At 41.3% G+C, this 21,467-nt stretch carries 16 protein-coding genes and 1 pseudogene; 9 read left to right on the top strand and 8 right to left on the bottom strand.

Features of this window, described 5'->3' with window-relative positions; translation table 11 throughout:
- Positions 1-206: pseudogene (locus tag V7L12_RS11660) on the bottom strand (hypothetical protein); the annotation flags it as partial.
- A gap of 36 nt (positions 207-242) precedes the next feature.
- On the opposite strand from V7L12_RS11660, the gene V7L12_RS11655 reads away from it, so the two are divergent.
- A complete protein-coding gene (locus V7L12_RS11655) occupies positions 243-1,511 on the top strand; it encodes an inorganic phosphate transporter (protein ID WP_335084421.1) in 1,269 nt (422 codons plus the stop codon).
- Between the two features lie 661 nt (positions 1,512-2,172).
- Positions 2,173-4,587, top strand: a complete 2,415-nt coding sequence (locus V7L12_RS11650) for an EamA family transporter (protein ID WP_335084420.1) — start codon at positions 2,173-2,175, stop codon at positions 4,585-4,587.
- Between the two features lie 1,777 nt (positions 4,588-6,364).
- Here V7L12_RS11650 and V7L12_RS11645 read toward each other — a convergent pair.
- Positions 6,365-6,640, bottom strand: coding sequence for a hypothetical protein (locus V7L12_RS11645; protein WP_335084419.1), 276 nt, complete (start codon positions 6,638-6,640; stop codon positions 6,365-6,367).
- Positions 6,641-6,752: 112 nt separating this feature from the next.
- Here V7L12_RS11645 and hetR point away from each other — a divergent pair, with 112 nt between their 5' ends.
- Both hetR and V7L12_RS11635 read left to right on the top strand, forming a co-directional pair.
- The gene (gene hetR, locus V7L12_RS11640) at positions 6,753-7,652 is read left to right on the top strand and encodes a heterocyst differentiation master regulator HetR (protein ID WP_335084418.1); all 900 of its coding nucleotides are present in this window, start codon (positions 6,753-6,755) and stop codon (positions 7,650-7,652) included.
- Between the two features lie 250 nt (positions 7,653-7,902).
- Entirely contained in the window at positions 7,903-8,121 is a 219-nt protein-coding gene (locus V7L12_RS11635; RefSeq protein WP_335084417.1) for a hypothetical protein, read from the top strand.
- A gap of 202 nt (positions 8,122-8,323) precedes the next feature.
- Here V7L12_RS11635 and V7L12_RS11630 read toward each other — a convergent pair whose 3' ends face one another.
- Complete coding sequence (locus tag V7L12_RS11630; RefSeq protein ID WP_335084416.1) at positions 8,324-8,995, bottom strand: hypothetical protein; 672 nt, start codon at positions 8,993-8,995, stop codon at positions 8,324-8,326.
- Positions 8,996-9,456: 461 nt separating this feature from the next.
- Here V7L12_RS11630 and rpsD point away from each other — a divergent pair, with 461 nt between their 5' ends.
- A complete protein-coding gene (gene rpsD / locus V7L12_RS11625; protein WP_012408407.1) occupies positions 9,457-10,065 on the top strand; it encodes a 30S ribosomal protein S4 in 609 nt (202 codons plus the stop codon).
- Positions 10,066-10,124: 59 nt separating this feature from the next.
- Here rpsD and moaA read toward each other — a convergent pair whose 3' ends face one another.
- A complete protein-coding gene (moaA, locus tag V7L12_RS11620; protein ID WP_335084415.1) occupies positions 10,125-11,111 on the bottom strand; it encodes a GTP 3',8-cyclase MoaA in 987 nt (328 codons plus the stop codon).
- Positions 11,112-11,273: 162 nt separating this feature from the next.
- Between moaA and V7L12_RS11615 the strand changes: the two genes are divergently transcribed.
- Positions 11,274-12,305 carry a hypothetical protein gene (locus V7L12_RS11615; RefSeq protein WP_335084414.1) on the top strand — a complete coding sequence of 344 codons (1,032 nt, stop codon included), beginning with the start codon at positions 11,274-11,276 and terminating at the stop codon, positions 12,303-12,305.
- 43 nt (positions 12,306-12,348) lie between these two features.
- Here the strand turns inward: V7L12_RS11615 and V7L12_RS11610 are convergent, their stop codons facing one another.
- The 3 genes from V7L12_RS11610 to V7L12_RS11600 form a co-directional block, all read right to left on the bottom strand.
- Entirely contained in the window at positions 12,349-12,492 is a 144-nt protein-coding gene (locus tag V7L12_RS11610) for a hypothetical protein (protein WP_335084413.1), read from the bottom strand.
- Positions 12,493-12,803: 311 nt separating this feature from the next.
- Positions 12,804-15,206, bottom strand: a complete 2,403-nt coding sequence (locus V7L12_RS11605; protein WP_335084412.1) for a filamentous hemagglutinin N-terminal domain-containing protein — start codon at positions 15,204-15,206, stop codon at positions 12,804-12,806.
- A 381-nt stretch (positions 15,207-15,587) separates the two neighbouring features.
- Entirely contained in the window at positions 15,588-15,911 is a 324-nt protein-coding gene (locus V7L12_RS11600; protein ID WP_335084411.1) for a hypothetical protein, read from the bottom strand.
- Between the two features lie 519 nt (positions 15,912-16,430).
- Here V7L12_RS11600 and V7L12_RS11595 point away from each other — a divergent pair.
- Positions 16,431-16,637: a hypothetical protein gene (locus tag V7L12_RS11595; RefSeq protein WP_335084410.1), complete on the top strand. Its 207-nt coding sequence runs from the start codon at positions 16,431-16,433 to the stop codon at positions 16,635-16,637.
- 130 nt (positions 16,638-16,767) lie between these two features.
- Here the strand turns inward: V7L12_RS11595 and V7L12_RS11590 are convergent, their stop codons facing one another.
- On the bottom strand, positions 16,768-17,103 hold the full coding sequence (locus V7L12_RS11590; protein ID WP_335084409.1) for a hypothetical protein: 336 nt from the start codon (positions 17,101-17,103) through the stop codon (positions 16,768-16,770).
- A 412-nt stretch (positions 17,104-17,515) separates the two neighbouring features.
- Here V7L12_RS11590 and V7L12_RS11585 point away from each other — a divergent pair, with 412 nt between their 5' ends.
- Positions 17,516-18,475 (top strand): ribonuclease Z, encoded by a 960-nt coding sequence (locus tag V7L12_RS11585; RefSeq protein WP_335084408.1) that lies wholly within the window; start codon positions 17,516-17,518, stop codon positions 18,473-18,475.
- A 597-nt stretch (positions 18,476-19,072) separates the two neighbouring features.
- Positions 19,073-21,265, top strand: a complete 2,193-nt coding sequence (locus tag V7L12_RS11580; protein ID WP_335084407.1) for a GumC family protein — start codon at positions 19,073-19,075, stop codon at positions 21,263-21,265.
- The last annotated feature ends 202 nt before the right edge of the window (positions 21,266-21,467 follow it).

Here is a 21,467-nt window from a genome sequence, read left to right as displayed (position 1 = left end):
AAAGGTTCAACAATGAAGCTCAAAGGTTCAACAATGAAGCTCAAAGGTTCAACAATGAAGCTCAAAGGTTCAACAATGAAGCTCAAAGGTTCAACAATGAAGCTCAAAGGTTCAACGATGAAGCTCAAAGGTTCAACAATGAAGCTCAAAGGTTCAACGATGAAGCTCAAAGGTTCAAAGTTCACCCTTAAAAGCTCAAGTTTCATCCTCATCTCTCTCACTTTCCCCTTGTCCCCAACAAAATGCTTATTACCCTACTTTTCGTAGCTCTACTAGCTTTCTACGTCGCCTGGAATCTCGGAGCAAACGATGTCGCTAACGCGATGGGAACCTCTGTAGGTTCCAAAGCTGTTACGCTCAAACAGGCACTAATCATTGCTGGGGTATTAGAGTTTACGGGTGCTGTGTTGTTTGGACATGAGGTAACGGAAACTCTAGCAACGAAAATTGCTAATCCCGCCTTATTCGCAGCTACACCCCAAATATTCGTTGTTGGAATGGTAACAGTACTAATATCGTGTGGTGTGTGGTTGCAAATTGCCACATCACGCGGTTTACCTGTATCTTCTTCTCATGCAGTTGTTGGTGCGATCGCTGGATTTAGTTGGGTAGCTTTGGGAGTAAATGCAATTGATTGGTCATCAATTGGCTTGATCACCATTGGTTGGATTTTAACACCGTTAATTAGTGGTGCGATCGCTGCTTTATTCTACAGTCAAATCAAGCACTGGATTTTAGATCAACCCAATCAAGTAGTGCAATTACAAGAGTGGATTCCCTGGTTGAGTACTCTGCTGCTAGGTGTATTCGGCGTGATTGTATTACCATCACTCACAGAACCGCTAACCAATTTTGTAATTGAGCAAGTTGGTTTTACAATCCCTTCTCATGACATCCCACTGTTAACCGGTGCAGTAGCAGCAGTTGGACTCACAATCATGAGTTGGCGACAATTGGAAGAGAGGGGAGACAAGGGGGATAAGGAAGAACTACTCACCAATCCCGTGGAAAGATTATTTGCGCGATTCCAACTGCTAAGTGCTTGCTTTGTAGCCTTTGCTCACGGTTCTAATGATGTGGGAAATGCGATCGCTCCTTTAGCTGCGATCGTTTACATCAATCGCACTGGTAGCGTACCTACTGATGGTATAACTATCCCGCTTTGGATTTTAATCCTTGGTGGTGCTGGTATTGTTGGTGGTTTAGCTGTCTGGGGAAAAAAAGTCATTGCTACCATTGGCGAAAACATCATTGCCTTGCAACCCAGTAGTGGATTTTGTGCCGAACTGGCAACTGCTACCACCATCCTCATCGCTTCCCGGCTAGGTTTACCAGTCTCCACCTCCCACGCTCTCGTCGGTGGTGTAGTTGGTATTGGACTAGTGCAAAATCTCAAGTCGATTAAGTTTCAAACACTAAAAGGCATTGCTGCCGCATGGCTAATTACAATCCCTGTGAGTGCTGCCCTTAGCGCTGGCATCTTTAGCATCGCCCGGATTTTATTCTTCTAAGAATTATTAATATTGTCCAAAATTTTTCCTCTACTGGAATTTACTCAAAGCAAAACCCAGATTGCAAAAACGCGTGCTTTTGCAGAATTGCTGCTAATTCATTAGAATGTTGTGCAGGGGATAGCGTAACTTGGAATTTCCACAGAAAGATACTTTAATCTCCATTTAGAGATATAAACTGTCACACAAGTTACATTCAACACAAATTTATAGCTAGTTTCGCAAGTCAGACAATTTTGTGGCCATCGCACAGGCATCTGCAAGTCTTTGACAATTATTATTGTCAGCAAAACAGTAAATATATATTTATTTGGAGTGAGATTTCTTTAAAAGTAAAAATCTCATTAGCAAATAATTTATGAAAATTAAACTGACCAAAAACAAAAAAGTCTCAGTTCAAGGGACTTGCAGGCGTAGCGATAAATCCCAAAAAATCTAATGGTCAAATACTTATCAATGCTGAAGAGAACACGGTGTAGTAAGCTGTAAAGCAAACTTAGATGCTTTGCTAACCTGTGTCTAGTATGACAGAATTACGTTGAAATGCGGAAGTGCTGTTAAAATTTTTGATTTATCTGGCAAAATACAGGAAATTAGGATGACCGTCAATAAAGTGTACCGGAAGCAGCTTTATCGTCAAAGTGTTAGAGGTTAGAAGCTAATGGGGCGATTCGAGAAGCAACCAGAAAACCCAAGAGTCAGAGGGGAGCTATCTAGAGCAGCAGAAAATGCTCTTTGGGCTGTAGTTGAAGACTTAGAAAATCTTCAGCAGAATGTCCTCAGAGCCTTGCAGGAAGACGTAAAGCGGCTTCAGTCAGAAAAAAATCGGTTATCTGATGAGATTCAAAGCTTGGTAGAGGAAAAAGAGCATTTACAACAAGTGCGCCAAATTACTGAGCAGCAAGTCTTAATTCGGCAACTGGCAGAAGTTCTGGCAAAGCATATATCTTCACAACTGCAATCCTCTCTGGCAACTTTAGCTAACCAAAGCATGGAGGGCAAATCTTACGAACAAGCTGCGCTGAAGTCTGCTGAAGTGAGCAGCAATGTAGTAGGTGAAATCAATGAAAAAGTCGAACACATGTTTGACAGTCTCGATGACACCGTTACTGTTACCTTTAATTCCTTACAACAGGAGCTGAAGAACTATCAAAGTAATCTTTCCCAACAGTTGTCACGGATGTATAGCCAGCAGCAGCAAGGGGAAACGATTTTGGCGGAGTTTGTCAACCGCCTGCATGGAGAACTAGAAAAAACTATAGAAGAAACTTCACGCAAATCAGCAACAGCAGGTATACCTACTGTTTTGCAGTTTACGGAACCACAAAAAAACAGTTCTGTTGAAACATCCCTGCCAGAATTTGAGCAAGTAGTAAGAAATTCCCTTGAGCCAATTTCCCCGATCTCCAATAAATTTTCACCAAGGGAAACAACATTAGAGCCGCCTATTGTTAAAGAAAATACCGCGAATCCAATTTCTTCTCCCAGCAAGGATTTGTCGTCAAGGGAAATAACATCAGAGCCGCCTATTGTTAAAGAAAATACCGCAAATCCAATTTCTTCTCCCAGCAAGGATTTGTCGGTAAGGAAAATAACATCAGAGCCGCCTATTGTTAAAGAAAATACCGCGAATCCAATTTCTTCTCCCAGCAAGGATTTGTCGGTAAGGAAAATAACATCAGAGCCGCCTACTGTTAAAAAAAATACCGCGAATCCAATTTCTTCTCCCAGCAAGGATTTGTCGTCAAGGGAAACGCCATCAGAACCTACTGCGGCTATAGTTCCCCCACTAAAAGATAATGCCACCGAGCCAATTTCTGTCTTAAATCAAGAATCGCCGGAAAACGAAACCAAATCAGAGCCTGCGATCGGATCTTTGCTACAACCGAGAATGATCCGACCTTCTCCAAAGAATGTTAATGAACCAATTGCTGTCCGCCGCAAGAACGTATCGCAAAGCAAAGCTGAATCTTCATCAACCACTGCGTTAGAACCGCAAGTAAAAGCAAAACCCTCACAATCGCGATCGCCTAATTCCTCTGGCTTCTCGACACTCCAAATCGGTTTATTGTTGATCGTATTATCGGCAGTGGTATCGTCGCTTTACAACGTAGCTATCAAGGTGATTTTCCACGAAGGTTCCCAGATTTTTGGAGTATTAGAGGTAGAGCAGTTGCTACCGCCGACTTTGGGCAATACTCTGTTAATTTTGACGCTACGGTTTATGGTAGTCGTACCACTAATGGTACTTTTGTCTCCGATATTGCATCCAAGACTGTGGCAAGACTTGGAAAACTTGTCTGCTTCAGTCCGAGGAAATGCCACACCTGCCAATGCAGCTACCAAGCAGATTTTGGTGTTGTCAATTGTGAGTGGGTGCTTTTTGTTTTTATCTCAGGTACTAATCTACATTGCGATCGCTCAAGTCACAACTGGAATGGCGATCGCACTGTTCTTTATCTATCCAATGGTTAGTGGTCTATTTTCGTGGTTTCTGTTTCGCGATCGCCCCACTCTATTCCGCATCGCGGCGATCGCTGCAATTTGCTGCGGTGAATTGTTGGTTTTAGGGGGTTCTCCCAGCATCGGTATCGGTAATACTTCAATGGGAAGCAGCACCGCCATTCTTTCGGGTGTGGCTTTTGCTGCCTATATAATTCTGACGCGAGTCTGTGCTAGCAAACTGCATCCGGTGACTTTTACTTTAATTAACTTCACTACCATGCTGTTGTTGAGCTTTATCTGTTTGATGCTACCTTTGCCAAGCAATTGGAACTTGGTAGTAGTTGACCCCTCTAAAATGCTGGAACTAGTTTTAAGCGCATTTATTTTGGGTGTGCTGACTCTTGCTGGCTATTTGCTCAATAATGTTGGTATTGGTAAACTAGGTGCTTCGCGATCGGCGCTCATCGGTGGTAGCATCCCAGTTTTAACCGTGATTTTCGCTGGGTTAATCATTCAAGAAAATTTGGATATTGTGCAAATTCTGGGAGTATTATTTGTAACCTTTGGTGCGGCTGCTTTCAGCTTTGAAACAATGCGAAATCAGGTTAAACCCTCTAGTCCCACGAATTAAATGGCGAGTTTAATCAGCTTAAGGGTGATGGCAGCTACTTTACCTTCCATCACTGCCAGCATCAATCCTGACGCTAATGCGCTCACTTGTAACTTCTCTAAATCATCTGTGACAAACAAGATCCCCGACTTCTCAAAGAGGTCGGGGATTTAAGTTTTTATGAATGATTTCAGAATGCTGTATAGGTGCAGACAACACTTAATAGATCGGCAAGCAGTATTCAGAATAAATCGACTTGTAATATATTTTTAGGAATTTAGCCTGATACAGGTAGGGAAAACACGTATATGTAAGCAATATGAGTAGTACTGACTCTAGCAATGTGAGCACGAGTACTTGCTCAGAGAGAAGATTCACAAGGAGTTAAGACCATTGCAGAACATTTTGGAATTAAGAGATGAAGAAGTCGCAGAAATGTTTAGAGTACCCCGTTTTTTTGAGGCAAGCGTATCTAAATTAATTACTTTCGAGCGCAACCAATGTTAAGAACCAACGACAAAATCAGCATTTCTTGTTTAGGTTTGATAGTTTCTAAGACTCAAAGCGATGTCTACGATAGACTGCACCTACGCAAAATCTGTATCAATAAGCAGTTCTTAATGCGACTAGTTTGAAATTTATTGAGAATATAATCCCTTTGTTGATATTAAGCAGCCGGACTGCCCGTTTTTTCTATGTGGGAGGATAAATAAGTGGGCAAGAATAAACTAACTTATATTAAGCAATGTAAATTTATCAAATTGCCTTATACTGAGGGCTAAAGCCCTTATTATTGGTCGCTGAAGGAGAAGCCCCCAGACGCTCGATGACTCGCTAATGCTGCGCTATCGCCCTTGGCGTCTCCCTTTGGGAGAAGACAGCGCTAAGTCACTACAAATCTTTAATTATTCACACCCACTTACTAATTGTGTTTCGTAAGATGGTATCTTTATTTCTGTCGTTTTATACAAGTCAACTTAATCTGCGATCGCCCAGACACCCAGAAAAAGAAGCTGATATCGTAGCTTGCTGCGGATTATCATCCTTTTATAGCAACAAACTCTCTACGTAATTTAAGTCTCTCAAATATATAAAATAGCGAGGTAAAAACATACTTGAAAGTAGCCAATAAATTAGTTAAATCATGAAAATTTAAAATTCTTTCATGAAATAAATATAAATTTATTGCAAAAAAATCTCTAAATAATCATTGGATGGAACCCAAGATGTTTTATTATATGTATGGCTATTAACTAATCTTTTGGTTATTATCACGAGCGGCAAAGCCTTATAGATACGCGATTTAGTCGTAATTAATCGCGGCTTTTTGTGTCCAACATCAATATAAAATAATAAATAAAACTTGGATTTAGGAGTAGATATAAAAATATCATCAAACCTTGATTCAAGCAGAATATAAAATATTTAAATAGTCATCATTTATAAACTTTAAAATGCATAAATTTATTTCAAAACTAAAAAATAGTGATATGATAAGGAACAATATTTGAAAAACAACAGGTATTTTGAAATTGGAATTATTTGCTCTACTTGATGTCTACTATCTTTCCTCAAGCCAACGGCTGATACTGCCGAGACATCACTGGAGGTTGTAAACGGAATGATAGTTCACAACGAGCTGTATAGCTCAACCTCTAAATGTGGCTACACCTGGTAAGCGATTTGTTTTGAGACTATTCCCAATTATTTCTAGTCACTTGTGTACTAAAAATAATTCGCCAAAGCTGAAAACAAGCATCTTTCTCTAGTAACAGATATCCTAGATTAACCGCGCAAACTAGTTTTTACTCTGAGTCGGCATAGTGCCATAATTAGGTGTAAGCAGCTTGACGTTGTTGCTCTTGAAAGATGAAAAAAACCAGAAAACTAAAAGGCTTTGTAGATTAATTGCAGCATAGTTGACTGTTGGGAGATAAACCGCCGTTAAACTGGATTTGGTGGTGTCTCTAATTTTCCGGTTAGATGCAGAGACAGTTATAGTGACAACTACCGACTCTGCTTTTTGTACCAGGAAATATGCGAAAACGGTAGTTTGTGCTACCACCGATATCATCGTTATCGCATACTAATATAGTTTGAAGTAAAGACAGCCTTCAGCCAGGTGTATACTACCTATTTTCACTCGATTAAAAATTGTGTAAACGTGCTATTCAATTGTCTGTAATATGAGTAACGACATAGATCTGATCAAACGTCTTGACCCCAGTGCGATGGATCAGATCATGCTTTATCTGGCTTTTAGTGCCATGCGGACGAGTGGGCACAGGCATGGGGCATTTTTAGATGCAGCCGCAACAGCAGCAAAGTGTGCAATTTACATGACTTATCTAGAGCAGGGACAAAACCTGCGAATGACAGGGCATTTGCATCACTTGGAGCCGAAACGAGTAAAAATTATTGTAGAAGAAGTCAGACAGGCACTAACAGAAGGCAAACTGTTAAAAATGCTGGGTTCTCAGGAACCTCGCTATTTGATTCAATTGCCTTATGTCTGGCTAGAAAAATATCCTTGGCAACCGGGGCGATCGCGCGTTCCTGGTAGCAATCTGACAAGTGAAGAAAAAAGACAAATTGAGCAGAAACTGCCCAGTAATTTACCTGATGCTCAGTTAGTTAGCTCCTTTGAGTTTCTGGATTTGATCGAGTTTTTACACAAGCGATCGCAAGAAGACTTACCACCCGAACACCAAATGCCTTTGAGTGAAGCTTTGGGTGAGCATATCAAGCGCCGTTTGCTTTACTCAGGAACGGTAACGCGTATTGATTCTCCTTGGGGAATGCCCTTCTACGCGCTTACCCGTCTTTCTTATACGCCAACAGACGATGAAGAACGTACACACATCACGGTGGAAGATACCGCCCGGTATTTCCGCATGATGAAAAATTGGGCAGAACGGCGACAAAACGCCATGCGCTTGCTGGAAGAACTTGACATACTGCCAGAAAAAATGGGTCAGGCGATGGAAGAATTAGATGAAGTTATTCGTGCCTGGGCAGACAAATATCACCAAGACGGTGGTATTGCAGTGGTTTTACAGACGGCTTTTGGTGAAAAAGAAGACTAGTACAACTAACTGTGCAAACTGTGCAAAATTCTAAATTCCCAAAGCTGAAAAACTGACGTGAGTTCAACTAACCTCTCTCCAACTCCTCTTTGCGTTGGAGAGGAGCATTATAATGTTTTTCATTTATTTGAATGCTTACCTGGTCAGTGGATACTTTGGGAACAGTGCTAGGTATCGGAACGCCCACAAGTAGCAGAAGTGGTACTGAAGTTTGTCTGAGCTAATAGAGCGTTTGACGGAAGTTGCATTAGTGTACAATCCGCTTGAAGGTTCACGTGATATTTTTGTAGTCTGCTTGTACCGACTTAGGATTAGTGTGACAACAGCAAGCGATCGCTTTATCTACGATCAAACTACGGGTAATTTTTTCTTTGATGCAGATGAGATTAGTAAAGCTGCACAAGTTCAAATCACCCAGTTCTCGAATCAGGCAATGCTGACTAATCTAAATATTACTGTCATTGCCTAACGAAAGCTATATAGTCAGCAAAGGGAAATTACCCAGTCAGGTTGAAGCATTGTAATATGTAAGGTTGGGCTTCGCTGTTGCTCAACCCAACCTACAAATTAAAATCGGATGATTTATTTTTTGGTAGTCCCTGAATCAGGTTGGCAAATAGCCACTCTATATTCAACCTGTATTTTCAATCAATTACACAAAGCACTGTAATCTAATTAGTGCCCGGTTGAGTTGGAACAATTGGTTGAGTTGGAACAATTGGTTGAGTTGGAACAATTGGTTGAGTTGGAAATGGGGTAGTCTCTAAACTTGGACTTGAACCCGCAGGAATTATCGTTGGCGGTGTAGACGAAGATGAAGCACCGATAACACTATCATCAGCACTGATACAAGTATCTAGCGCTTGAGTAGCGGGAAAGTCAATTTGACTACGCAAGCCAACCACACACTGGCCAAAGCGCACGGGTAACAAACTGCGTCCACAATAATCTAAAACTGTCGGATTAGCTTCTTCCTTAGTACTTAGGCTGACGCCAACTACACAGGTTGCTAACTCTTCAGGACGCCGGGCCTTTCCACAAGAAAAAAGCGCATCCGTCGCAGCAATTTGGGTTTCCTTATCAATTTTCACCACGCAAGCAGCCAAATCTTTTGGACGCAGTGCTGCTGCACAACCTGATGATGCCGCTTCTGCCTTTACACCCACACTCAAAAGGCGACCCGCACAGACACTATAATCATTCCTGTAGGAGGCAGCAACAGCCACATTAGGCAAGATTGTTAAACATCCAGCTATAGCCAAAACTGGTAATGTTAAAATCCTGGAGGTGGAACTGCCTTGTTTGTTCTTACCTCTGCTAACCATTTTTTTGCTCATTGACATTGCCATTCTCCAAACACCCAAAGTTATGCTAACTCAAATATCTTAAAAATCCTCTGTAATCTAAGAATTTCAGAGGTAGTAAAGTATAGACATAATTAATTATGTCGAAAATTGTGTTAATATAGCTGTTTGAAAGATAAGTAGGCAACGTAAAAAGTATTTCAGAGTAAGAATACTGCGTAAACCAATCTGATGATTGAGTAGTCTACGAAACTAAATAAACACAAAAAACTTATTGGCAGTAGTACGGCGGGGCACGTCGGAATTCAGGCTTGGAAGCTAGTGTGTCGGCTCAACCGACTTAAAGCAACTGGCGTAAAGCAGATGCCTCTACATTGGTAGGATACGTCATACCAAAGTAAGCACCTTCAAAAAACCAAGAATCCGCTGATTTATCATCAGTGGAATGTCAAAATGGAATGTTTAGGTAAAGTTTAAACAGGATTAGATTAAGGAAACTCATGTCCCGATATAGAGGGCCCCGCCTCAGAATTGTCCGCCGCTTGGGCGACTTACCAGGATTAACTCGTAAAAGTGCCAGACGCGCTTACCCACCTGGGCAGCATGGTCAGAATCGCAAGAAGCGCTCTGAGTATGCTATCCGTCTAGAGGAAAAGCAAAAGCTCCGCTTCAACTACGGTTTGACTGAAAAGCAATTGCTCCGCTATGTGCGGAAAGCCAGACGTGTTACTGGTTCTACCGGACAAGTCCTGCTGCAATTGCTAGAAATGCGTTTGGATAATACCGTTTTCCGCTTGGGTATAGCCCCGACTATCCCAGCAGCTCGTCAACTAGTAAATCACGGTCACGTAACTGTTAACGGTCGTGTGGTGAATATTGCCAGCTACCAATGCCGTCCTGGTGAAGTAATTGCGGTCAGAGATCGGGCACAATCCCGGAAGTTGGTGGAAGCCAACTTGCAATACCCCGGTTTGGCCAACCTCCCCAGTCATTTGGAGTTTGACAAAAATAAGTTGGTTGGTAAAGTCAACAGCGTTATTGAGCGCGAATGGGTGGCACTACAAGTTAATGAACTACTTGTGGTGGAATACTACTCACGACAAGCGTAATAGTTATTTGTCCTTAGTCATTTGTCCTTAGTTATTTGCAAAGGACAAATGACCAATTACTAGCCGCCAATTTGCGACATGGTGCGGGTATATGTACCTAAATTACCAGAATCACGTTGTTTAAAGTTAATTTCTGGCTTGATTCCGAGTAAATGTCTAACCTGCTCTTGTAATTGAGCGGTGCTGACACCAGAACGCAGAGCAGTTTTTAAATCTATTTGACCAGTTTCGTTTAATAAACAGGGGCGCAGCCAGCCATCGGCACTCAGGCGCATCCGGTTACAACGATCGCAAAAACATTCTGACATCTGACTAATAAATCCTAGTGTCCCCTTCGCACCGGGAATTTGAAAGACATCAGCTGGGCCAGCACCACGAACTTGTGATTCTGTCAAGCCCCAGCGATCGCGAATCTGTCCTCGTAAATCGGCTGATGATACCCAACCGCGATCGCCAAATAAATGCACATTGCCAATGGGCATAAATTCAATAAATCGAACGTGCCACTGTTTATCGATTGTCAGGGCAGCTAAATCTAGAACTTCGTGGTCGTTAACGCCAGGAATCACCACCACATTCAGCTTCAGTGGGTCGAATCCGACTTGATGGGCAGCTTGAATCCCATGCCAAACTTGTTGCCAACGAGAACGCCCCTGATTACCAATAATTTGATCAAAAATATCGGGATCGAGAGAGTCCAGACTAATATTAATTCGTCGCAGACCAGCATTGTAGAGGTTTTGTGCCATCGGAGCCAGCAAAAAACCGTTGGTGGTCATTGAGAGGTCTTGAGTTTGGGGTAAAGTTGCGATCGCCCTGACCAAATCCACCACACGCGGACGCAATAAGGGTTCACCCCCAGTCAACCGAAATCGGCTAAAGCCTACTGGAATAAATACCTCTTGAATTAAGGTGAGCAATTCCTCATCAGTTAACAGCTGTTGCTTGAGAATATAGTCCAGTTCTACTCCCTCTGGCATACAGTACTGACAACGAAAATTGCAGCGATCAATTAAGCTAATGCGGAGGTAGTCTACCTGGTTCATCGTTTTATTTTTATTGTCTCTGATTAATTAAAGACTTTACAAAGGTGGTTTACCCCTTATTACTATCTTTGTTGTAGCTGAAAATACTGTACTCCCCCTTAAGTGAGAGTCCACAGATTATGGCATAATAAGCCGATCGCATCCACTAGTTAGTCATCAATCGTGCAAGACACCGACTCCATCAACGACCTTGCTGCTGCCTTACAACAGCCAGCCGATATCAGCTTTGAACTGCCCGATCCAGAAGATGAACAGATTCTAGAATCAGATTTTCAACAGCAGCTAGAAATAGCTTGGCAGGTATGCGATCGCTTTGATTTGCAAACTGAAATCTGGCGGGGGCGAATTTTACGGGCGATCCGCGACAGAGAAAAAGTGGGTGGTGACGGACGCGGTACTGGCTTTTTGCGATGGCTAAAAGAGCGGGAAATCAGCAAAAGTCAAGCATACTCCTGGATTCAACTGGCGAATAGTGCTGATACTCTCATTGAAGACGGTAAACTTGACCCCGCATCTGTGAACAACTTCAGCAAACGGGCATTTGTCGAAACCTCCAAAGCAGTCCCCGAAGTGCAACAGATGGTGAGTGAAGCCGCCCAAAAAGGCGATCGCATCACTAGGCGGGAAGTGCGTCAACTCAATGATGAATGGACAGCCATGTCCTCAGATTTATTACCCCAAGCAGTTAAAGAAAAAGCAGCAGATAACACCCTTCCCCCGCGCTACATTGCCCCACTGGTGAAGGAAATGGAAAAACTGCCAGAATCGCATCAAAAGTTTATCCAAAAGGAAATAGCTGCCAATCCTGATGTGGATACCCTGAAACAGGTAACTAACGAAGCGCGTAACTTAGCTAAATATCTTAAAGGAGCGGCTCAAGTTCAGGCGCTGACACAGGAAGATGTTGACATTGAAACAGCCTTAGAAGAAGCCCAAAGGGTCGGCTGTTTGAGCATTGCGGCTGACTTGGTAAATCAAGCATCGCAAATTGAACAAACGATCGCTAAATTGTACATGACTTGGAAACGAATCGGTAATTTAGCAGATCGATTATATGTAGATACTGGTGCAAGTACACCCAACTTGCGATCGCTCCTCACTTGCTTGGAACCTCTGGGTGGTGAAATCATGGAATTGCAACTTAGTGGTGCGACTGAACACACTGTTCGTTTGCAAATTCAGGAGACGAATTAGAGAATAGGCAATCTCGCATTTGTTATTTCGGCGATCGCATTTGTTACTTTGGCGAACGCATTTGTTGATTCGGCGATTGCATTTGTTGATTCGGCGAACGCATTTGTTGATTCGGCGAACGCATTTGTTGATTCGGCGAACTCATTTGTTGATTCGGCGAACTCATTTGTTGATTCGGCGTACGCATTTGTTGATTCGGCGTACGCATTTGTTGATTCGGCGTACGCATTTGTTGATTCGGCGTACGCATTTGTTATTTTGGCGTACGCATTTGTTGATTCGGCGTACGCATTTGTTATTTTGGCGTACGCGTTTGTTATATCAGCGATGCCTACGGCTGGCTACGCCTACGCATTTGCTGATTGCGTTTATCCTAAAACAATCTTAAAACAAAGACCTCTCCCTGGTTTTACTATGCAAAGCCTGTCCCTCTTCATTTCAAAGAGGGACAAGCTTGAACTAAAGTTCAAGGTAGGAAGAGGTTTGTCGAACTTACGCCTAATTAGCAGGGCAAGATTTAGAGGTGAGCAAGGAGTTATGGGGCGTCGCTGTGGGTACTTGAGCAACTAGAACTACATTCCCATTGGCATCCATTACCCAGCCTTGGGCTTCTACAATTTGAGTAGATTCGTTGACAGAATTAACTTTCTGTGATTTTTCTGTGTTTCGCTGCGCCTGAACAACGGCTCTTTTCTGAATACTGCCAGCACGATTCTGACTCTCTGGCTTGAGTGTGATCCAATCTGCCAGCACCGCATCATCAGCTATCAATGGCTGTGTGGGATCGGCTACTAGTCCTCCACGTCCAGTCTGAATAAATGAACTCCTTCCTATTTTTCCACCAGAATTACAATCAGCAACAATTTGCCGCGAAGCATCAACCAAATTTACGGGTAGTTCCACTAATCCTTTACTAGGGTCAGCATCTGGTGAGTTGATTTGTACAGTGCCATTTAATCCAAACTCGGAACTGGCAGTAATGTCACTATAAGGAGTCGGTTTTTCTCTATATTGTGTGCCTATGACACCAAAAGCCTTGATTTTGACATTACCACCATTGCCGCCGACAGCATTAGCACTGATGTCGCTATCTTCACTGGGGACAGCGACAATGAAGCTATTACTATTAGGTACGATGAAGCTATTACTACTATTAGGTACATTGATGAAGATATTACCGCCATCTCCCTTATCTCCTGCATTAGTGGTTATTTGACTGTTGCGGCGCATCAGTAATAAGTCCCGCACCTGTAGCGAAATATCACCACCCCGACCTAACTCACTATTAGACATGAGTGTTCCTTTGTCCAGAAGGACAGAGCGAGCAGTTATATTTAGATTTCCGGCTGATCCCACTTGGTAGGTTAGATCATTTTGAAATTCACTGCCTACAGTTACTACAGCCCCATCCCGAACAATCAATTGCCCTGTAGTTAGCGTTAAGTCTCCAGCAGCTCCAAAACCTCGTGTAGAAGCAAACAAGCCGCTGAGTCTAGAAGTATTTTCTGGGATTCCAATTAATTCTATAGACTCCGATGCGTTTACAGTCAAACGTCCTCCTTGTCCTTTAGCTGGTATAAATTCGCCATAAGGTGACATAGAACCAGCAGATTCTGTTAGTATCCTTGCTCCATCTTGGATACGCAATCTTTTAGTAATGATAGTTATGTCGCCAGCATTTCCGTCTCCTGAAGTTGCAGTAAACAATCCGCTTGCCAAAAAATTATTACTATTTGGTAAATAGGATTGGGATGCACCGCCAATCAGTTCTACGGAATCTGAGGCGTTTACGGTCAATAGTCCAGGAGAACCTGAACTAATACGATTACTATTAAGTACTACTTGTGCGCCATCTCGAACAACTAACTTCCTAGTTGTGATTGTTAAGTCTCCGGCATTTCCAATGCCGAGATTCCTGGTGCTCAAAGAGGTGCCAGAACCAATCAATTCTACTGAATCTGAGGTAGTTACCGTTAAATTTGCTCTTGGTTCCAAGCTAAGAGTATTAGCTAAAATAATGGAACCTCCATCGAGTACTAACTGCTTACCTTGCACCTGAATATTGCCGCCACCTTCGCCACTGACATCTACATAAGACGGAGTATTAGTTCGTTGAGTTAGTTGAATATTTTGAAAATTCTGAACTCCTTCATATCCCAAACTCCAAGCTTGGTTTGTTGGGTTTAGGTTGACCTTAACCAGACTATTGGCAGCAACACTTCCGAGTTCAATTCTTCCTGACTTTGCTGTTAAATTCCCGCCCTCCAACGTTATGTCACCACCCACTAGTGCTAAGGTTTTGCCTGTTTGCACTTGTAGACCAACAGGGTAACTCAAACTATTAGCTTCGCCATCAAGACTAGGTGCTTGGGATCTATTGTATATGGGAGCTGCACTTGGGCCAAATTGTAAGCCAAAAGGAACGCTGACTGTGAGCAGAGGTATATTTTGAGGTTCTATGGCACTAAACGTTGTACCATCAGCAAAGTTCAGACTATTCGCCGTGCTTGCAATAAATGAACCGTTAATTTGTAAAGACGCATTAGGCCCAAAAACGATCCCATTAGGATTAATCAGAAATAGATTAGCTTTGTATTGAGCTTTAATGATGCCTTCAATGTTAGAAAAAGACTTCCCTGTTACTCTGCTAATAATATTCTGAACACCCTCAGTATTTCTAAAATCAGCAGTAGTTCCATTCCTTACAGAAAACTCTTTAAAACTGTGAAACAAGTTGTTTCCTACTAAGGTGCCACCTTCAATACTTGTGATATTGTTACTTTCTGTAACTTGAGAATTAGTAGGTAGAGTATTATCTCCAATAATTTGAGCTACAGCAGAGTTTGCATAGAAAGTTATTGCACTACTTATTATGACTCTTAGCCATCGATTCCAGATCATAAAATTACTCATACCGAAATATTACAACCCACTAGAGAAAAGTTTATTTAGAGGATGTCTGAAAAGTTTTGACAAGGTATATTTTGTCATTATGAGTGAAGCTTCGCTTCACTCATAATCTCGATTTTTCGTTAAGTTGTGAGATGGTTCACTTTGCTGGCGCTACGTTCAGCATGACATTTTTGACTTCTCAGACATCCTCTTAGCTCGACTTTATCCAAAATTAAGACTCGGTTTTCTTTATCGGCAAAAACCCTAGCTTTTTGGCAAATACTTTTTCCACCTCACAGATTATCGATGAAGTTAAAAAAGTAAAACTAATGTCCCATAAAGGTTTCAGTTGAAGTGAGCGCGTTGGGAAAAAAATGGATAAAGTCGAGCTTAGGGACATATCCATCCACCATTTGGACAGCAAGGTAATTTGTCATACCATACACATCCCATTAGTTTCTTTTTCTGGTCTGGAATTGCTAACAATAATTCATTAACTTTTTGGTCGCCAACAGCATCACTCAATTTAATCTCGGTTAAGTCAAGAATACACTGAACCTTGAGAATTTCTTGCCCTGATATGCCATATTTTTTCACTATCTTGCCAAAATTAGAGTTATTCAATATATTATTCAATTCGTTTTTAATCTCCTCTTCTAATTGCTGTAATTTTTGAGGATCAATGACTGTTTGCTGTGAAGTTTGAGATTCCATGAATTTTACTCTCCTTGTAGACTGTTAAATGTGTGAACTTATCTTGTGATGTACTAAATTAACGTGAGTTCGATTAGTACAGTTTGGCAATGAAGAAATCAATAATACAAAGTCTAGAGTGGTACGAAAGCATTAGGTTTCTAACGTTCTTGTGAACTCCGATAATTATGAATTCAGCTTGACTAGTTATAATTACGCATTGTGTTACAGAACTTCATATATTTCTGCCGGATTTGTTTCAAGGATTCATGAATCTGGCTACTCACCATTGATTACTCAAGAGAATTGAGTAATTGATATCTCCTCAAGTCTCACACTCTGCTTACGGTTTGGATAAACCCACAGGCTTTATTAAGGCGATCGCTTATATAAAAAAGTTCATTGCAAAGCAGCGATGTCTATGGTGAGCTACGCCAAAGCACTACACCTGATTTGAGTACAAGGGGTGATCGCTTGTGTGAAGGTCATAGTGAAGAAGCGATCGCACCCACAGCTTAGTTTTGTAGAAGGGGCGATCGCTTGTATAAAGTTCATAACAAGGAAGCGATCGCACTAACACCTGAGTTTAGTAGGAGGAGCGATCGCTTATATAAAGGTGATTGCGAAGAAGCGATCGCTTGTGTGAAACTTATAGCGAAGGAGCGATCGCACCGACAGATGAGTTTATTAGGGACTTATTTGTTAGAAATCGCTTACAAGGAGCGATCGCGCCGACAAAAGTTATGAGAATTAAACATTAATCTAAAGACTGCTTAACTTATCTCAAATTCTAATTAGCAGCGCAAGATGTAGGGGTGAGCTAGGAGCTATGGTGGGCGTGTCGCCCCTTCAGCAGCAACTACAACAATCACACCAGTTACCTTTCGCAGCAACCACAACAAGGACACCAGTCACATTCCGCTAGTAAAACATTTTTTTTGTCTGGAATTACTTGTGTAAAGCTATTAAGTTTTTTCTTCTCTACAGAATCTCTATCTGGAATTGCAGTTTGGTCGATAGTGTTATTAAATTTCAGCGCATTTCCTGATATATTATGCTTTTCAAGCACCGTGCTACTGAAGTTAGATGTATTCAGATTATCCTGTAGAGTAGCATCCTGGCTAATTTGAGCAATAGCAGAGTTTGTAGACAAAACTACTGCACCACTTATTGCAATTCCTAGACCTTTAACCCAGTACAAAAGATTGCTCATACTTGATATCCCACCTTTTTAAAGAAGTGACAGTTGCTGTACAGCTAGCAAAGTTTTAGTAATTTGAAGCAATATACATCAAAATCGGTAATCAGTTTTTTATTTTTTATCAAAGTTTATAGAGCTTCACTTTTGCATACAACCCATATTCCGCACCTGGAACTGTCACAAAAGAAATGGCAAAGAAAAGAAGCCATCGCACTGACACCTGAATTCAGTCAAAAGAGCGATCGCTAACTATGCCTAATACTTGGCCTGAGCGATCGCGTAGCGTCTCCAATAGTTGCCGTTCGCGTAGCGTCCCGCAGGGAAGGGATGCCCAATCCCCAAAATGCTAAATATTTTGCTCGTTAACCGTGCCACTATAGAAAATAGAGCTGCAAATTGAGCAATAGGAAGACTAAAGAACACTGTGCAGATAACATTCTTAGGGACGAGTTCCGGTGTACCCACGCGATCGCGCAATGTTTCCAGTGTCGCTCTGAGATTACCCCAAAGGGCAGAACTGTGGTTATTCGACTGTGGCGAAGGTACTCAGCATCAAATTATGCGGAGTGAACTGAAAATCAGTCAACTCTCCCGAATTTTTATCACCCACATGCACGGCGACCACATCTTTGGCTTGATGGGACTTCTTGCTACTTGCGGCTTGGCTGGTAATGTGCAACGAATTGATATCTATGGCCCACCTGGATTAAATGATTACATTCAATCCGCCTCACGTTATTCTTACACGCACTTTTCTTACCCAATCAAAGTTCACGCCATCCGTCCAGGGATAATTTATGAAGACGATGACTTCACCGTTAGCTGCGGTAATTTGCATCATCGGATTACAGCTTTCGGCTACCGCGTAACCGAAAAAGACCGAGCCGGACGCTTTGATGTCGAAAAAGCCAAGGCGTTGCAAATTCCTCCTGGTCGGGTTTACGGTCAACTCAAGCGCGGTGAAACAGTTACCCTTACGGACGGACGGGTGATTGATGGCACCCAATTGTGCGGCCCTACAGAAATTGGTCGAAAAATTGCCTATTGTACAGACACAATTTATTGTGATGGTGCGGTGGAATTAGCTCATGATGTTGATGTATTAATTCACGAAGCTACCTTTGCCCATCAAGATGCAGATATGGCTTTCCAGCGATTGCATTCCACAACCACAATGGCAGCGCAAACAGCCTTAGCTGCTGGGGCGCATCGACTGATTATGAGTCATTTCAGTCCCCGCTATGCTCCCGGAAATACTTTGGAGTTGAAGGATCTCCTTAAAGAAGCTCGTGCTATTTTTCCCCGTACTGATATGGCTTACGATTTTATGATTCATGAAGTACCCAGACGACGGGAAGTAGAGTTAACCAAGGTAGGCGTTTAAATTTTGGACTTCGGCTACGCTCAGTCGAACGATTTTAGATTTTAGATTTCCTATTGAACCCTTCTAATCTAAAATCTAAAATTAACCAGGCTCTATCTTAGATTTTAATAGTTACAATCATAACATCCAGCAAACAAACAGCAGTTTACTTTTCTGAGTAAGTCAACTATTTAACTAACAATTTACGGTTAACTAAGTGTATCAAGAATATACAAATAATATGGTTAAAATATTTTTATCAATGTGTTTTTTCTATTACAAGTTATCAAAATAACTTTAATATATATAGTAATGTTGTGACTCGAATAATTTTATACTCAAATACTTAGGAAAAATAATTAATTTTTTGTCAAGATTTTTCTTCTTTAAATAAAATATTTATTAAAAATTTATCCTTCCAACACTGATTAAGAATTTATATGCATGAATTGATGAACATGAAAGCGCCAGTTTGCATAATATTGTGCCAAATTAGCTTGTCATTGTTGGAAGAAGAATTAAGTATGCGATCGCAGCTATTAGGTGTAAAAAATCATTTCATATTTCTCATAAATCTTCCAAATAAATATAGTGTTTCGATATTAGAGGAGTTTAATAGTGGCTAAGATTAGTCTGAATCAAGAGCAACAGGTTACTACTTCAGCAAAAGGCACAGTTGACATCAGACAACTATCTACTATTTTGCTTCGCCGACGCTTTCTAATCTTTGGGGTTTCTTGTGTAGTTATGTCAGCTGCTAGCCTCTTGGCTGTCATTGCCAAACCTACTTACCAGAGCAATATGCAGATATTGGTGAATTCCAATTTATCTGAAGGAGCACATTCAAATACTCAGGTTACTGATTCAAATTCTCAAGTTGTTGATTCCACTACTCAGATGAAACTCATGCTGAGTTCTAAGTTGCTTCAGAAAGCTGTAGATTTACTCCATTCTGATTATCCTCATATTACCTTACAAGACATCAATGGTCAAAAAGAACATAACAATAAAGCACCTTTAGAAGTAACTCCCGAAGCGGGAGGCATCGGGGCAAATAAAGTTTTTAATCAGGCATTTAAAGTTTCTTTTAATGATAAAGATCCAGTAAAAACACAAAGAGTACTTCAAGCTCTACAGAAAGTCTATCAAAACTACAATAAACAGCAGCAAAAAGAACGTCTGAATCAGGGATTAGCTTTTGTAAATACTCGCCTACCTGAGATAAAAAAAGAGGTGAGTAAAGCTGATAAAAATTTAGAACAGTTTCGCAAAAAATATAAATTACTCGATCCCGAAGTCCAAAGTAAAATTCTGCTAGAATCTCTAGCCGATATTCAACAACAGCTACAAACTACTCGTGCCAACCTTCAAGATGTAAACGCTCGCTACGATAATCTAGAGCAACTAATAGCGTCTTCGTCCCAGCAGAATACATTACTTTCTTCTCAATTAAATCAGTCAAGCCGCTATCAAGCATTATTAAGTGAAATTCAAAAGACTGAACTAGCATTGGCTAAAGAGCGGCTCCGCTATACAGACGATTACCCATCAGTACAAAAATTAAAACAGCAACGCCAAAGTCAACTTTCTCTATTACGAGAAGAGGTGAAAAATATTACTAATAGCAGTAAGGAAAAACCCTTATTCAAAGGACAAATGCTAGGGGTTGATCCAACGCTAGTAGATGAGTTTGTTTTGGTACAAACAAGTGTTTTAGGGCTAACTGCCAATGAAAAAAATTTAGTCGAGTCAGAACAGCAACTACGCTCTGAGCTAAACAAATACCCAAGTTTAATAGCAGAGTATAATCGTTTGCTGCCAAAGGTACAAACTAGTCGCAAAAACCTTGAACAACTACTCCAGGCGCAACAGTCATTGGGACTGAAAATTGCTCAGGAAGGATATAACTGGCAAGTTTTGGCAGAACCTTCTCCCGGTATTTATATGGGTAACAACAGATTATTACTCTTGCTTGGAGGAGCAGTAATTGGCCCGATTTTAGGTATCTTAGCAGCCCTAATTTTGGAAAAGTTTAATGACGCTATTTATTGTGCCGGAGATTTAAAGAAACTAACGAACCTACGTATACTGGGATCGGTACCAAAACTACCATCAATTGGTGTCAAAAAACGGCGGCTTGGCTTGCCTTGGAATGGCCGAAGAAGCTCAGATTTTTCTGTAATAGAAGCTAGTAATAAATTGCCCGTCCATGAAACTTTGGACATGATCTACCAAAATATTCAAATATTAAAATACCCTTTACCGTTCAAGTCGCTGATGTTTACTTCAGCACTACCAGGGGAAGGGAAGACAACCTTAGTGTTAGGTCTTGTAGCTAGTGCTACCCGGATGCATCGACGGGTATTAGTAATTGATGCTAACCTACATAATCCTAGCCTGCATAAAATCCTGGAACTATCCAATGACTGGGGACTATCTCTGTTATTAGTTGATGAGACAACTACTCATTTTCAAGATTATATCCAGCCGATTCACCCCTCCATTGATATTTTGACTGCTGGGCCAGAACCAGAAGATACAGTGAAGTTGCTCAGTTCTCAACGGATGAAAGAACTAATAGAGGTGTTTGAGCAAAGTTATGACCTAGTATTAATAGATGCTCCATCTATTTTAGGCACAGTTGATGCCAGGATTGTGGCATCTTTTTGCAGTGGTATTGTAATGGTAGAGCGTATGGGAAAAGTGACTCGAACTGAACTGACTCAAGCAACAGAAATTTTGAGTAAGTTGAATTTAATTGGAATTATCGCTAATGAAGTGAGCAATTCTCAAAAGGTATTGGCATCGTAAATCGGAGAATAAAAGTTTCTCTTCCACAGCAGTCAGATTTGGACGATTCACTTTCCCTAATTACTGATTTCTACCTTATATTTAAAGCAAAATGCATAATTAGTAGGAGGTGGCAACCTCCAGCGTTGGAGAACTGTCTCATCTTAAAGTAGTAGACGCCATAATCCAGAGCGTCAATTAGATACTAGTGTGATTAGATGAT

The organism is Nostoc sp., from assembly GCF_036918245.1.
GTDB lineage: Bacteria > Cyanobacteriota > Cyanobacteriia > Cyanobacteriales > Nostocaceae > Nostoc.
This window is presented reverse-complemented; position numbering and strand designations above follow the sequence as displayed.